The organism is Stenotrophomonas maltophilia group sp. msm1, assembly GCF_032025805.1.
In the GTDB taxonomy this organism is placed as follows: Bacteria; Pseudomonadota; Gammaproteobacteria; order Xanthomonadales; family Xanthomonadaceae; genus Stenotrophomonas; species Stenotrophomonas hibiscicola.
In genome coordinates this window covers 62,219-75,579 of sequence record NZ_JAVSKH010000005.1, presented here as the reverse complement: position 1 = coordinate 75,579, position 13,361 = coordinate 62,219, and the positions used below count along the sequence as shown (strand labels likewise).

Below are 13,361 nucleotides of genomic sequence, written 5' to 3'. Positions count from 1 at the left end.
GTTCCCCGCAGACATGCCCCTGACTGACCTCCTGGCGGCCGTGCAGACCCAGCTCTGCACGGCCACCGACCGTGACAGCGTCCTGCAGGCCGCCGCCGGGTTGCTGGCCTGCCGCCAGGCCAATGCCGAACAGATCTATCTGAACCTGTGCCAGCGCGAAGCCTTGGGCAGCACCGCGATCGGCCACGGCATCGCCATCCCCCACGGCCGCGCGCCTACCCTTGATCGCCCCCGTGGCGCCCTGCTGCGATTGGCCGCCCCGGTCGATTTCGGCGGCGACGAACCGGTGGACCTGGTGTTCGCCATGGCCGTCCCCGCCCACTACACCCACCAGCACCTGATGCTGTTGTCCGAGCTGGCCGAACTGTTTTCCGCGCCGGACATCCGCCAGGCCCTGCGCGAAGCGGGCGATGCCCGGGCGCTGCGCGAGGCGCTGGACATGACCCCTCCTGCGAGTGCCGCATGAATACCAGCATCACCGCCCGTGAACTGTTCGAACAGCAGCGCGAGCGGCTGGGATTGCGCTGGGCCGCCGGCAAGTCCGGTGAGAAGCGCGAGCTGGAGGCCGGCAATACCGTCTCGCGGCGTCCCTCGCTGGCCGGCTACCTCAACGCGATCTATCCCAACAAGGTGCAGATCCTGGGCACCGAGGAACTGTCCTGGCTGGATGCACTGGAACCACGCCAGCGCTGGGAGACCATCGAAAAGATCATGCAGTCGCACCCGCTGGCGCTGGTGCTGACGCGCAACCAGCCCTGCCCGGAAGACCTCCGCGCCGCTGCTGACGAATCCGGCACGCCGCTGTGGCTCTCGCCCAAGCGCGGCCACGAACTGCTCAACCACCTGTCCTACCATCTGGCGCGTACGCTGGCGCCGCGGGTGATCCTGCATGGCGTGTTCATGGAGATCTATTCCATCGGCGTGCTGATCACCGGCGAGGCCGGATCGGGCAAGAGCGAGCTGGCGCTGGAGCTGCTCACCCGCGGCCATCGCCTGGTCGCCGACGATGCCCCCGAGTTCACCCAGATCGCCCCGGACGTACTCGACGGCACCTGCCCCGAACTGCTGCAGGACCTGCTGGAAGTGCGCGGCCTGGGCGTGCTCAACGTGCGCGAGATGTTCGGCGACACGGCTGTAAAGAAGAACAAGTACCTTCGGCTGATCGTCCACCTGACCAAGCCGATGACCGAACCCACCCCACATGGCTACGAACGCCTGACCGGCGATTCGGGCACCCGCCATGTGCTGGACCTGGACGTTCCGCTGATCACCCTGCCGGTGATGCCCGGCCGCAACCTGGCCGTACTGACCGAAGCCGCGACCCGCCTGCACATCCTGCGCACCAAGGGCATCGACCCGGCGGCTATGTTCATCGCCCGCCACAGCAACCTGCTGGAACGGCGAACACCCTGATTTCCCTGCCCCTCGAAGAGCCTGTCCATGAGCACCGTCACCCCCTCCGCCCCGACCCTGATCATCGTCAGCGGCCTGTCCGGCTCGGGTAAATCCGTCGCCCTGAAGACCTTCGAGGACCAGGACTACTACTGCTCGGACAACCTGCCGATCAATCTGCTGCCCGACTTCGTGCGCAGCCTGCTGGCCAACCATGACGGCAGCGCGCCGCGCCGCCTGGCCGTGGGCATCGACGTTCGCGGACAGGCCGATCTGAGCCAGCTGGGCAACTGGCGGCAGCTGGCCACTGACGCCGGCGTGGAAGTGAAGGTACTGTTCTTCGAGGCCAGCGATGAGGCTGTGCTCAAGCGCTACGCCGACACCCGGCGCCGTCATCCGCTGAGCCAGCTGGGCCTGTCGCTGCCCGAAGCGATCGCACGCGAACGTGAATTGACGGCACCGCTGCGCCGCGAGGCCGATGCGGTGATCGATACCAGCAACCTCAACGTGCATCAGCTGCGGCGGCGGATCATCACCGAGTTCACGCTGGACCATGCCACCGGACTGTCCCTGCTGTTCGAATCGTTCGCGTACAAGCGCGGCGTGCCGGCCGAGGCGGACTTCGTATTCGATGCGCGGGTGCTGCCCAATCCACACTGGGACCCCGATCTGCGTGCGCTGAGCGGCCGCGAACCGGGCGTGCGCGACTATCTGGAAGCACAGCCGGACGTGCAGCGTTACCTGGCCCAGCTGATGGATTTCCTCGATACCTGGCTGCCGAAACTGGGGGATGGCACCCGCAGCTACGTGACGGTGGCGTTCGGCTGCACCGGCGGCAAGCACCGCTCGGTGTTCCTGGCCGAGCGCCTGGCCCGGCATGCCCGCGAGATGGGCTGGGAAGATGTGGCCACGTATCACCGCGAACAGGATTGAGAGAGTCGGCCGGGCTGCGCCCGGCACCCGCCGGTAGTGCCGGCCGCTGGCCGGCAACAGCAACAGCAACAGCAGAAGCGGCATTCCGTGTGATGGCGGGGCGGTGTGGATCTGCAGCACACGCCGTAAACCCCGCTCCGCGGTCCGGCCCAGCCGCTGGCGGCTGGGCGTTCGGGCGCTTGCGAAGCAGTGCTTCGCAAGCAAAGCGCCCTCACCCCTGGGGGCTCGATGGCGCAATCCATGGCGCCAACGGTCCTGCAGACCCACACTGCCCCACCTCTGACAGATTTCTGCTGCTGGTGGGTGTCGACCCTGGTCGACACGATGGATCCACGCGTGCGTGGATGAATCGCTGTCAGGCATCGAAAAACGGATGGGGTCGGATCTCTTTCTCAACGGAAAGGCTCCCCTTGCGAGCAACGCTGAATACGGGACACAGTGCCCCTCATCTGCTGCTATCGCCAATTCACCTTGACCTGTTAACGTGCAGTAATGACCTGTGGCATTCTCCTCGTAACACATCCGGGGGTCGGGCCCGCCCTGCTTGAGGTGGCGACCCGGCTCCTGCGGCAATTGCCGCTGAAAACCGAAGCTTTCGAAGTACCGTTCGACGCAGACCTGGACGCCCTGCTCCCGCTCGCCTCGGCCGCCCTGCGGCGGGTCGATGCAGGGGATGGCGTGCTGATCCTGACCGACCTGTACGGCGCCAGCCCCGCCAACCTAGCCGGGCAGCTGGCCCGGTTGGGGACCCCGGTTCGCCGGGTATCGGCGCTGAGCCTGCCGATGTTGCTGCGGGTGATGAATTATCCGGAACAGGGACTGGATCTACTGCCCGCCACAGCCGCGGCGGGCACCCGTAATGGAGCGATAGTCGACGATGCTTGAACGAGAACTCACCGTGAGCAACCGCCTGGGCCTGCACGCCCGGGCCACCGCCAAGCTGGTGCAGACCCTGGCGCCGTTCCGCTGCAACGTGACCATGGCCGCCAAGGGCCGTGAGATCAACGCCAAGAGCATCATGGGCGTGATGCTGCTGGCCGCCGGCCAGGGCACTCCGGTCACGGTGCGCATCAACGGCGAGGACGAAGCCGCCGCGATGGAAGCGGTGGTCGGTCTGTTCGAGCGCCGCTTCGACGAGGACAGCTGAGCGTGCCGCGCGCGCGCGCCGGCCAGGTTCCTTCCGGCCAGCGGCCGGTCCAGCTGCTGGCTGGGCACGGTGCTGCCCGTGGCGCGGCGATGGGCCGCGCACGGGTACGCCTGCCGCATGCGCTGGAGGTGGCCGAGCAACGCATCGGCGCCCACCAGGTCGAGGCCGAGCTGGCCCGCCTGCATCGTGCGGTGGATGCCGCGCGCACGGAAATGCACGAACTGCGCCAGCGCCTGCATGGCGCATTGAACCAGGAAGTGGGCGAGTTCCTGGACCTGCACGCGCTGCTGCTGGACGATCCCGAGCTGTTGTTCGGGCTGGACGAGCTGATCCGCAGCGGTCCCTACAGTGCCGGCTACGCATTGCGCCTGCAGCGTGACCGCCTGGCCAAGGTCTTCGATGGCATGGACGATGCCTACCTGAAGAGCCGCATGGACGACCTGGACCATGTCATCGGCCGCATCCACGCGTTCCTGCAGCCTGAACGCGCACCGGTGATGAAGGGCCTGGCCGGCGAGATCCTGGTCTGCGACAACATCGCCCCGTCCGAACTGGCCCAGCTGCAGGCCCAGGGCGTGGTTGGCATCGTCACCGCCGCCGGCAGCGCGCTGTCGCACAGCGCGATCCTGGCGCGCAGCCTGCATCTGCCGTTGATCGTGAACGTTCCGCAGCTGCTCAGCCGCATCGCCGATGGCGACGTGCTGATCATCGATGGCGCCGACGGCAGCATCACCGCCAACCCGCAGGCCGACAACCTGCGTGACTATCGCGCGCGCCTGAAGGAGCATGCGCGCGAGCAGCGCGAGCTCGGCCGCCTGCGCAGCAAGCCCAGCCGCACCCGCGACCAGGTCGACATCGCCCTGCTGGCCAATGCCGAATCGCTGGAAGACGTCACCCAGGCGCACGCGCTGGGCGCGCAGGGACTGGGCCTGTACCGCACCGAGTTCCTGTTCCTGCAGCGCAACGAGCTGCCGGATGAAGAAGAACAGTTCCAGACCTACCGGGATGCCGCGTTGGGCATGAGCGGGCGACCGGTCACCATCCGCACGCTCGATCTGGGCGCGGACAAGGCCGACCGCACCGGCCTGACCCTCAGCAATGAAGAGAACCCCGCCCTGGGTCTGCGCGGCGTACGCCTGTCGCTGGCACGACCGAAGGTGGCCGATACCCAGCTGCGCGCGATCCTGCGCGCCTCCGCCTACGGCAAGCTGCGCGTGCTGGTGCCGATGGTCAGCACCCGCGAGGAGCTGCTGGCGGTGCGCCGGCGCATGCTCAAGCTGACCGAACAGCTGCGCGGCGAGGGCCACATGGTGTCCGACCACGTGCCGCTGGGCGCGATGATCGAAGTTCCTGCGGCAGCACTGGCGCTGGAGAGCTTCATCGACCTGGTCGATTTCCTGTCGATTGGCACCAATGACCTGGTGCAGTACCTGCTGGCCGCCGACCGCAACAACGAGGCACTGGGCGAACTGTATTCGCCACTGCATCCGGCCGTGCTGCGACTGCTGCAGATGGTGATCGAGACGGGCGCGCGTCACCGCATCCCGGTGGCGGTCTGCGGCGAGATGGCCGGCGATGCACGGATGACCCCGCTGCTGCTGGCGCTGGGCCTGACCGAGTTCAGCCTGCACCCCGGCACGCTGCTGGAAGTGCGCCGTGCGATCCGCGATGCCGATCTGGCCGCATTGCGCGCGCGCGCGCCGAAGCTGCTGGCCGCACGCGACCGCCGCGCGATCGAGCGCTGGCTGGCGCTGGTGGCCGAAACGGCCTGACTGCCGAGGGTAGTGCTGGTCGCTGGCCGGCAATCTCGTGGACTTCGATGGGGACGATTGCGGGCCAGCGGCCGGCGCAACCACCGCCCCTCGGCTATGCGTTGAAACATCCCCTTGCGATAATGACGCGCTGAACACCCCTGTTGCCGCATCCTTCCCGGGATCGCGGCTTTTCTTATCCCGCGGGAGCTGCGATGGCTGAAGCCGTACGCCACGACAAGACTGCGCGCCAACTGCGGATGCTGTCCGACGCACTGGACAGCGGTCGGCTGGGCCCGGTGCGTCGCCTGGTCAACACCCTGGCCCCGGCCGAGATCGGCAACCTGCTTGAATCGCTGCCGCCGGGCAAGCGCGAGGTGGTGTGGGGCCTGGTCGATCCGGAAGATGACGGCGAGGTGCTGGTCCACGTCGGCGACGACGTGCGCGAGAGCCTGCTCGCGGACATGGACCCGGACGAAATCATCGCCGCGGTCGAAGACCTGGACATCGACGACCTGGCCGACCTGGTCGAAGACCTGCCCGATACGGTCATCGACGAAGTCCTCAAGTCGATGGACCGCGAGAACCGCGAGCGCCTGGAACAGGTGCTGTCCTATCCCGAGGACAGTGCCGGCCGCCTGATGAACCCGGACGTGGTGACCGTGCGCGCCGACGTCAACGTGGACGTGGTGCTGCGCTACCTGCGCCTGCGCGGCGAACTGCCGGACCACACCGACCACCTGTTCGTGGTCAGCCGGCGCCATCAGTACCTTGGCCGGGTGTCGCTGGCGGCACTGGTGACCCACGAGGACACCACCCCGATCAACCGCCTGATCGACGACGAGCAGCCGGCCATCGACGTCGGCGAGAGCGACCAGGAAGTCGCGCGGCAGTTCTCCGACCATGACTGGATCTCCGCACCGGTGGTGGACGAGAACAACATCCTCGTTGGTCGCATCACCATCGATGACGTGGTCGACATCATCCGTGGCCAGGCCGAGCACCAGGCGCTGGGCGCCGCCGGCCTGGACGAGGACGAGGATCTGTTCAGCCCGGTCTGGCGCGCCATGCGCCGCCGCCTGATGTGGCTGTCGATCAACCTGTGCACGGCCTTCCTGGCCTCCAGCGTGGTCGGTCACTTCGAGGGCACCATCGACAAGCTGGTGGCGCTGGCGGTGCTGATGCCGATCGTGGCCGGCCTCGGTGGCAACGCCGGCACCCAGGTGCTGGCGCTGATGGTGCGCGGCCTGGCGCTGGGCCAGGTGGGCGCCTCCAACGCGCGCACCCTGCTGTGGAAGGAAGTGCGTGTTGCGCTGCTGAACGGCGTGATGCTCGGCTCGGTGCTGGGCCTGATCGTATTGGCCTGGTTCCATTCACCCGGGCTGTCTGCGGTGATCGCCATCGCACTGACCTGCAACCTGCTGTTCGCAGCGCTGGCCGGCGTGCTGGTGCCGCTCACACTGAAACGCTTCGGCTTCGATCCAGCGCTGGCCAGCGGTATCTTCCTGACCGCAGTGACCGACTCGATGGGCTTCTTCACTTTCCTCGGCCTGGCCACGCTGGTGCTGCTGCACTGACCGCATCGAGGATCGGCCCCCGCCACGCGGGTCGTTGACTCCACCCAACCGGAACACCCATGGCAACAACGATCGAAAACTATTTCCAGCCCGGCTGGCGCGACCAGCAGCACACCTGCCCGGCCTGCGAGTGGAAGGGCAGCTCGCGCGCCATGGAGATGGAACTGGACGAGGACGCCACCGAGTATGACTGCCCGGTCTGCGAGAACCCGCTGCTGGTGGTCCTGCACCCGGATATGGCGCAGGTGCAGGCTGCGGCGGCGGCAGGCAATGCCGAAGCGCAGGAACAACTGGACATCATTGCCAGCTTCCCGCGCCCGCAGTGACGCGGCGCACGATGCCGCGTTGGCGACAGCGGACTACGATGCAGGCGATCTCGCCTCTTCGGGAAACCCCATGGTCCGTTTGCTGTCGCGCTGGCTGCCACTGCTGGCCCTTCTGTTGATGAGCGGCTGCACGTCGCTGCCGGATGGCGCGCGGGGTCGCTTCGAAGCCCGCGCCGTGAAGGTGGATGGTGAGACGGCCTACTACCAGGTATTCATTCCGGCCGCATCGGCGCGTACACCGGGCTCACTGCCGGTCGTGCTGTTCCTGCACGGTTCGGGCGAGCGCGGCGCCGATGGCGTGAAGCAGACCCACGCGGGGCTGGGACCGTACCTGCGCGAGCAGGCCGCCGATTTCCCTGCGTTGGCCGTATTTCCGCAGGCGCCGGGACGCGGGGAATGGAGCGGGCGCAACAACCGTGTGGCCCTGGCCGCGCTGGATGCAGCGATCGCCGAGTTCGGTGCCGATCCGGCGCGGCAATACCTGACCGGCATGTCGATGGGTGGCTACGGCAGCTGGAATATCGCCTTGGACAACCCGCACCGATTTGCTGCGATCGTGCCGGTGTGCGGCGCGGTGCTGGCCCCGCGCGCGGTACGTCCGACCCTGTTCGTCGAACAGGTGGCCGGTGAAACCGACCCGTATGCGGCCATTGCCCAGCGCCTGCGGCAGACGCCGATCTGGATCTTCCATGGCGCGCTGGATGACGTGGTGCCGCCGGATGACGACCGCCGGCTGCACGCCGCATTCCAGAACGCCAACGCGCGTGACGTGCGCTACACCGAATACCCGGAAGGCAACCACAATGCCTGGGACGCCACCTACGCCGACCCGGCGATGTGGGAATGGATGTTCGCGCAGAAGCGCTGAGCCATAGCTTCTGCTGGGAAACATCTGTGGGTGGATGCCAACCGTTGGTCGGCTTGGTATTGGTGGATGCCAACCGTTGGTCGGCACTATCTCTCCGCTTCGGGGTAATCCATTGCTTGGTACCTCCCATCGATCTCCCATCGGCACCAGGCATACGGATACTCTCCCACGCAGCTCGCCAAGTTCGCCCTGACCGGGTTGGCGACGATGTACATCGCATGGCGAAACAGTGATTCTTCAGAACGCATGGCGTGATCGTGATAGCTCGATTGCCAAAATGGTCCTGTCTTACCCAGCATGCGGTTGATCCGCAATGCACTGCTCGATTTGAAGCGTTGCATGATGTAGTCCAGCGAGAACGCACGGATCTCAACAAGCCAATGGATGTGGTCCGGCATGACCACATAGGCAAGTGAGTGCGTCAGGCCATCATCATCAATGCGACGGAACACATCCATCACCTCCTGTGCCGCAGTGGCATCATCGAAGTAGCGTCGACGTTCCTGGGTGACGGTGGTCAGGATGTAGGATTGCCCGATCCGGGAATGACGGCCAAGGCGTAGGCGTGCGCGGTTCATGGGCCCAAGCGTGCGCCTGCCGGTATCCCTCTTCTATCGGGCAACCACGTCAGTACAGGTAGGCCCGGAACCATTCAATGGCCAGGCCCGCACTTCACCGCACTGATGGTTCGATGCCGACCAACGGTCGGCACCCACCGGGTCGGATGAGGACAGATCTGCCGTGCCGACCAACGGTCGGCCCCCACCGGGTCGGATGAGGACAGATCTGCCGTGCCGACCAACGGTCGGCACCCACCAAAGTGGTCAGCCCAGCAGGGTTTCCAGCACGGCCATGCGCACGGCGACGCCGTTGGCGACCTGGCGCAGCACCCACGACTGCGGGCCGTCGGCCACGTCATCGGTGACTTCCACGCCACGGTTGATCGGGCCCGGATGCAGCACCGCAGCGTCCTTGCCGGCACGGGCCAGGCGTTCGTTGGTCAGGCCGTACTGGGCGTGGTACTGCTCCAGCGACGGCACCAGGCCTTCTTCCATGCGCTCGCGCTGCAGGCGCAGCATCATCAGCGCGTCGGCGCCTTCCAGCATCGCATCGAAATCATCGCCGACCACGCAGCCCTTCAGGGTCTCGTCGTCCGGCAGCAGTGACTGCGGGCCGCACACGCGGATCTCGCCCACCCCCAGCGTGCGCAGCGCATGCAGGTCGGTGCGCGCCACGCGCGAGTGCTTCACGTCGCCGACGATCACCACCTTCAGCTTCGAGAAATCCGGGCCCTTGGCCTGGCGCAGGGTCAGCATGTCCAGCAGGCCCTGGGTCGGGTGCGAACTGCGGCCGTCACCGGCGTTGATCAGTGCAGTGCCCTCGCCCGCCGCCTCGGCCAGTGCGGCCACGGCGCCATCATCGGGGTGCCGCACCACGAAGCCGCGCACGCCCATCGCTTCCAGGTTGCGCAACGTGTCGCAGGCGGTTTCGCCCTTGCGCGTGGACGAGGTCGAGGCATCGAAATTGAGCACATCGGCGCCCAGGCGCTGCGCGGCCAGCTGGAACGAGCTGCGGGTGCGCGTGGACGGTTCGAAGAACAGCGTGCACACCGCAGAACCGGCCAGCACGTGGCGCTTGTTGCCGACACGGCCGACTGCGGCGTCACGGATCTGCCCTGCCCGGTCCAGCAACTGCAGCAGTGTTTCGCGCGGCAGGCCCTCCAGGGTCAGCAGGTGGCGCAGGCGTCCGGAGGCATCGATTTGCTGGGCAGTCATGGCGGGAGTCGTGCAGTCAGGGAATGGGGGTGGCGTCGTCGGGGGACGACAGCCAGCGGTCGATGATCACCGCCGCGGCCACAGCATCGAGGGCGGCCGCATCGCGGCGGCGCTTGCGTCCTTCGGCGCGCTCGACGGCGAAGCGGCGTGCGGCCTCGACCGAGCTGGAACGCTCGTCGATCATCACCACGGGCAGCTTGAAACGTTCCCGCAGCTGGCGGGCGAAGCCCTGCGCGCGCTTGCGGTTGGGCTGGTCCTGGCCGTCCAGCGTAAGCGGATCGCCGACCACCAGGCCGTCGGGCTTCCATTCCTTGAGCAGGCGCTCGATCGCGGTCCAGTCCGGGCCGTTGCCGTGCACATCGACCACGGCCACCGCGCGCGCATGGGCGGCGAAAGCACTGCCGATGGCCACGCCGATGCGTCGCGAGCCAACATCGAAACCCAGAACGGTGCCGTCACGGCGGATCGCCGGGGCAGCAGGAACCGGTGCGGGCGCGGCCGGCTCAGACATGGCCGCTGTAGTCGGTCAGCCGGAACAGATCCACGCCGATGCGCGAAGCCGCCCCCTGCCAGCGCTGCTCCAGCGGCAGCTGGAACACCAGCTCGGCATCGGCCGGCACGGTCAGCCAGCTGTTCTCGGACAGCTCGCTTTCCAGCTGCCCTGCGCCCCAACCGGCACAGCCGAGGGTGACCACCGCATTGGCCGGGCCTTCGCCACGCGCCATCGCTTCGAGGATGTCGCGCGAGGTGGTCAGGTACAGGCCGTCGCCCACGGTCAGGCTGGAATCCCACGCGCGCGCGTCGTCGTGGATGACGAAGCCGCGTTCGGGATGCACCGGACCGCCATTGAGCACCATGCGCGCCTGCAGCTCGCCATCACCGGTGGTGATGTCCATCTGCGCAAGCACTTCACCCAGCGTGTATTCGGAAGGCTGGTTGACCAGTACGCCCATCGCCCCGTTCTCGTCGTGCTGGCAGATCAGCGCGACGCTGCGGGCAAAGGTCGCGTCGAGCAGCGACGGCAGCGCGACGAGCAGGTGATCGGCAAGGGAGGTCGGCATTACAGGCATGGGTCCATTCTACCTGCTGGGGCCGGGATGGTCGCGCGATGGCGCCGAACCGCGATGGGCTAGGATGGTGCTTTGCCATGGAAGGTCATCGATGCAGTCTTCATCGCCCCTGACCCTGCCGGCACGCAGCGCCATCGTCCTGATCGCCCTGCTGCAGGGTCTGATGCTGTATGCCGCGCAGGAATTGTCCGATGCGTGGCCGTTCCGCGATATCGGCTGGCGCTACTGCTGGTACGCCTGGGTGCTGGCCATTCCCAGCGCGGTGGCGCTGAGCCTGGTCGAGCTGGGCCAACGCCGCCTGTGGCTGCAGGCGGCGCTCGGCTCGGTGGTGGTGCTGGCACTGGCCGCCTGGATCGGCTGGAACCTCAATGGCGAGGCCGCACTGGAATCGGGCGCGCTGCAGTTTCCGTTGACCCTGGGCATGGGCGTGGCGGTGTTCGTGGCCCTGCCCTGGTGGCAGTTCCAGCTGCAGCACGGTCAGTGGCGCGCCAGCTACCCCGAGCTGTTCGAGCGCGCCTGGCAGAACGGCTTGACCCTGGCCCTGGCGGCGCTGTTCACCGGGCTGACCTGGCTGCTGCTGTGGCTGTGGGCGGCGCTGTTCCAGCTGCTGGAGGTCACCTTCTTCCGCGATCTGTTCCGCCAGGATGCTTTCATCGCACTGGCCACCGGCAGCCTGGCCGGGTTTGGCGTGCTGATCGGGCGCACCCAGCATCGGGCGATCCAGATCACCCGCCAGGTGCTGTTCGCGATCTGCCGCGGGCTGCTGCCACTGCTCTCGTTCATCGCCGTGTTGTTCGTGCTGAGCCTGCCGCTTGCCGGGCTGGAACCACTGTGGAAGACCCGTTCGGCCGCCAGCCTGCTGGTGGTGGTGTCACTGCTGCTGGTGACGTTCACCAATGCGGTCTACCAGCAGGGGGAAGACTCCCCGCCGTACCCTCTCGTGCTGCGCCGTCTGGTCGAGGCCAGCCTGCTGGCGCTGCCGGTCTACGCCGCGCTGGCGCTGTATGCGCTGGGCCTGCGCGTGGTGCAGTACGGGTGGACAGTGGACCGGTTCTGGGCACTGCTGATCGCGCTGGCCGTGGCCGGCTATGCCCTGGGCTATGCGCTGGCGGTACTGCGTCGCCAGGGCCGCTGGCTGCAGGCGCTGGAACCGGTCAACCGCTGGATGTGCTGGGTGGTGCTCGCACTGGCCCTGCTGGGCAACTCGCCCCTGCTGGACCCGGTGCGGCTGACCCTGTCCAGCCAGCTGGAGCGCCTGCGCGCGGACCCGCCGGCGATCACCAGCAGCGACGTCAACGTGCTGCGCTTCGATCTGGGGCGCCGTGGCGTGCAGGCGCTGCGCGAACTGCAGCGCGATCCGGCCATCACCGCCGATGCCAACGCGCCACAGGTGGTCGCGGCAGCGCTGGCGCGTACCTCCCGCTGGGACGACGGCCACCGCCTCGACAAGGGGCCGCAGGACGTCGCCGCCCTGCGGCGCGCGCTGAAGCTGGCCGCCGGATCCAGCTCGCCACCGGACGACTGGTGGAAAGCTCTGGCCACCCGATCGATCAATGGCGAATCCTGCGCACAGAGCGAGCGCGACTGCCTGATCGTGCATCGCGACCTGGACGGTGATGGTACCGGCGAAGTGCTGCTGTGCGAGCTGTACACTCACCGTGGACCGGACTGCGTGCTGTACGCACGTGGCAGCGATTCCCAGTGGCGCCGGGCCGGTGCGCTGTTCGGCACCGTCAGCGGGCCGGCCGAGGCGATCAACCAGGCCCTGCGTAACGGCAAACTCACGCTCGTGCCACCGCGCTGGCCGATGCTGTCCATCGGCGGGCACCCTGCAGTGGCCATCGATCCCGAACCCGAACCCGAATCCGAATCCGAATCCAACGAGCCTTCCCCATGAGCGGTTACTGCCTGATTGCCCCCGGCCATCCGGTGCACGACTACTACCACGCCAACGAGTACGGCTTCCCGCAGCGGGACGAGCGTGAACTGTTCGAGCGATTGGTACTGGAAATCAACCAGGCCGGTTTGAGCTGGGAAACGATCCTGAAGAAGCGCGAGGGCTTCCGCGCAGCCTATGACGGCTTCGATGTGGACCGCGTGGCGGCCTACGCCGAGCAGGACATCGCGCGCCTGCTGTCGGACCCGGGCATCATCCGCAACCGCCTGAAGGTGCTGGCGGCGATCCACAACGCGCAGGTGATCCAGCAGCTGCGGGCCAGCCATGGCAGCTTCGCGGCGTGGCTGGATGCGCACCACCCACGCAACAAGGCCGACTGGGTGAAGCTGTTCAAGAAGACGTTCCGCTTCACCGGCGGCGAGATCACCGGCGAATTCCTGATGAGCCTGGGCTACCTGCCCGGTGCGCACGCCGAGGATTGCCCGGTGCATGCGCGGCTGCTGATGCTGTCACCGCCGTGGCTGCAGGCCGCCGTACGTTGAAGGACGGCCGCCGGGCATGGCCCGGCGCTACCGGAACCGCCACGTAGTAGCGCCGGGCCATGCCCGGCGAACGCGGAGAGCGC

The 13,361-nt window shown here is 67.3% G+C and carries 15 protein-coding genes; 11 read left to right on the top strand and 4 right to left on the bottom strand.

Annotated features, from left to right (window positions below):
- Positions 1 to 13: 13 nt before the first annotated feature.
- The 9 genes from ROV95_RS19325 to ROV95_RS19285 all read left to right on the top strand — a co-directional run bounded on the left by ROV95_RS19325 (position 14) and on the right by ROV95_RS19285 (position 7,994).
- Entirely contained in the window at positions 14 to 466 is a 453-nt protein-coding gene (locus tag ROV95_RS19325; RefSeq protein ID WP_019659451.1) for a PTS sugar transporter subunit IIA, read from the top strand.
- On the top strand, positions 463 to 1,413 hold the full coding sequence (gene hprK, locus ROV95_RS19320; protein WP_019659452.1) for an HPr(Ser) kinase/phosphatase: 951 nt from the start codon (positions 463 to 465) through the stop codon (positions 1,411 to 1,413). The genes ROV95_RS19325 and hprK overlap by 4 nt, the downstream gene beginning before the upstream one ends.
- Positions 1,414 to 1,440: 27 nt before the next feature.
- Complete coding sequence (gene rapZ / locus ROV95_RS19315) at positions 1,441 to 2,325, top strand: RNase adapter RapZ (RefSeq protein ID WP_019659453.1); 885 nt, start codon at positions 1,441 to 1,443, stop codon at positions 2,323 to 2,325.
- A 492-nt stretch (positions 2,326 to 2,817) separates the two neighbouring features.
- Positions 2,818 to 3,210 carry a PTS fructose IIA subunit family protein gene (locus tag ROV95_RS19310; RefSeq protein ID WP_111103436.1) on the top strand — a complete coding sequence of 131 codons (393 nt, stop codon included), beginning with the start codon at positions 2,818 to 2,820 and terminating at the stop codon, positions 3,208 to 3,210.
- Positions 3,203 to 3,472, top strand: a complete 270-nt coding sequence (locus ROV95_RS19305; RefSeq protein WP_005408385.1) for an HPr family phosphocarrier protein — start codon at positions 3,203 to 3,205, stop codon at positions 3,470 to 3,472. The genes ROV95_RS19310 and ROV95_RS19305 overlap by 8 nt, the downstream gene beginning before the upstream one ends.
- A gap of 2 nt (positions 3,473 to 3,474) precedes the next feature.
- On the top strand, positions 3,475 to 5,244 hold the full coding sequence (gene ptsP, locus ROV95_RS19300) for a phosphoenolpyruvate--protein phosphotransferase (RefSeq protein WP_019659455.1): 1,770 nt from the start codon (positions 3,475 to 3,477) through the stop codon (positions 5,242 to 5,244).
- Positions 5,245 to 5,438: 194 nt separating this feature from the next.
- On the top strand, positions 5,439 to 6,800 hold the full coding sequence (gene mgtE, locus ROV95_RS19295; RefSeq protein WP_019659456.1) for a magnesium transporter: 1,362 nt from the start codon (positions 5,439 to 5,441) through the stop codon (positions 6,798 to 6,800).
- Positions 6,801 to 6,859: 59 nt separating this feature from the next.
- Positions 6,860 to 7,126 (top strand): hypothetical protein, encoded by a 267-nt coding sequence (locus ROV95_RS19290; RefSeq protein ID WP_019659457.1) that lies wholly within the window; start codon positions 6,860 to 6,862, stop codon positions 7,124 to 7,126.
- A 70-nt stretch (positions 7,127 to 7,196) separates the two neighbouring features.
- Positions 7,197 to 7,994, top strand: a complete 798-nt coding sequence (locus ROV95_RS19285) for a prolyl oligopeptidase family serine peptidase (RefSeq protein ID WP_111103434.1) — start codon at positions 7,197 to 7,199, stop codon at positions 7,992 to 7,994.
- Between the two features lie 86 nt (positions 7,995 to 8,080).
- Here the strand turns inward: ROV95_RS19285 and ROV95_RS19280 are convergent, their stop codons facing one another.
- The 4 genes from ROV95_RS19280 to ROV95_RS19265 form a co-directional block, all read right to left on the bottom strand.
- Entirely contained in the window at positions 8,081 to 8,572 is a 492-nt protein-coding gene (locus ROV95_RS19280) for a transposase (protein ID WP_019659459.1), read from the bottom strand.
- 246 nt (positions 8,573 to 8,818) lie between these two features.
- Positions 8,819 to 9,769: an aspartate carbamoyltransferase catalytic subunit gene (locus ROV95_RS19275; protein ID WP_312545902.1), complete on the bottom strand. Its 951-nt coding sequence runs from the start codon at positions 9,767 to 9,769 to the stop codon at positions 8,819 to 8,821.
- A 16-nt stretch (positions 9,770 to 9,785) separates the two neighbouring features.
- A complete protein-coding gene (gene ruvX / locus ROV95_RS19270) occupies positions 9,786 to 10,280 on the bottom strand; it encodes a Holliday junction resolvase RuvX (RefSeq protein WP_005415547.1) in 495 nt (164 codons plus the stop codon).
- Positions 10,273 to 10,839: a YqgE/AlgH family protein gene (locus ROV95_RS19265; RefSeq protein WP_058979385.1), complete on the bottom strand. Its 567-nt coding sequence runs from the start codon at positions 10,837 to 10,839 to the stop codon at positions 10,273 to 10,275. Before ROV95_RS19265 ends, ruvX begins: the two co-directional genes overlap by 8 nt.
- Positions 10,840 to 10,930: 91 nt before the next feature.
- On the opposite strand from ROV95_RS19265, the gene ROV95_RS19260 reads away from it, so the two are divergent.
- Positions 10,931 to 12,736, top strand: a complete 1,806-nt coding sequence (locus tag ROV95_RS19260; RefSeq protein WP_312545900.1) for a DUF4153 domain-containing protein — start codon at positions 10,931 to 10,933, stop codon at positions 12,734 to 12,736.
- Positions 12,733 to 13,278: a DNA-3-methyladenine glycosylase I gene (locus ROV95_RS19255; RefSeq protein ID WP_312545898.1), complete on the top strand. Its 546-nt coding sequence runs from the start codon at positions 12,733 to 12,735 to the stop codon at positions 13,276 to 13,278. Before ROV95_RS19260 ends, ROV95_RS19255 begins: the two co-directional genes overlap by 4 nt.
- Positions 13,279 to 13,361 lie beyond the last annotated feature (83 nt).

Coding starts and splice junctions, on each gene's coding strand:
- ROV95_RS19265 (WP_058979385.1), bottom strand. CDS start 10,839: ATGCCTGTAATGCCGACCTCCCTTGCCGATCACCTGCTCGTCGCGCTG.
- ROV95_RS19290 (WP_019659457.1), top strand. CDS start 6,860: ATGGCAACAACGATCGAAAACTATTTCCAGCCCGGCTGGCGCGACCAG.
- mgtE (WP_019659456.1), top strand. CDS start 5,439: ATGGCTGAAGCCGTACGCCACGACAAGACTGCGCGCCAACTGCGGATG.
- ROV95_RS19260 (WP_312545900.1), top strand. CDS start 10,931: ATGCAGTCTTCATCGCCCCTGACCCTGCCGGCACGCAGCGCCATCGTC.
- ROV95_RS19285 (WP_111103434.1), top strand. CDS start 7,197: ATGGTCCGTTTGCTGTCGCGCTGGCTGCCACTGCTGGCCCTTCTGTTG.
- ROV95_RS19305 (WP_005408385.1), top strand. CDS start 3,203: ATGCTTGAACGAGAACTCACCGTGAGCAACCGCCTGGGCCTGCACGCC.
- ROV95_RS19255 (WP_312545898.1), top strand. CDS start 12,733: ATGAGCGGTTACTGCCTGATTGCCCCCGGCCATCCGGTGCACGACTAC.
- ROV95_RS19280 (WP_019659459.1), bottom strand. CDS start 8,572: ATGAACCGCGCACGCCTACGCCTTGGCCGTCATTCCCGGATCGGGCAA.
- rapZ (WP_019659453.1), top strand. CDS start 1,441: ATGAGCACCGTCACCCCCTCCGCCCCGACCCTGATCATCGTCAGCGGC.
- ROV95_RS19325 (WP_019659451.1), top strand. CDS start 14: ATGCCCCTGACTGACCTCCTGGCGGCCGTGCAGACCCAGCTCTGCACG.
- ROV95_RS19310 (WP_111103436.1), top strand. CDS start 2,818: ATGACCTGTGGCATTCTCCTCGTAACACATCCGGGGGTCGGGCCCGCC.
- hprK (WP_019659452.1), top strand. CDS start 463: ATGAATACCAGCATCACCGCCCGTGAACTGTTCGAACAGCAGCGCGAG.
- ROV95_RS19275 (WP_312545902.1), bottom strand. CDS start 9,769: ATGACTGCCCAGCAAATCGATGCCTCCGGACGCCTGCGCCACCTGCTG.
- ruvX (WP_005415547.1), bottom strand. CDS start 10,280: ATGTCTGAGCCGGCCGCGCCCGCACCGGTTCCTGCTGCCCCGGCGATC.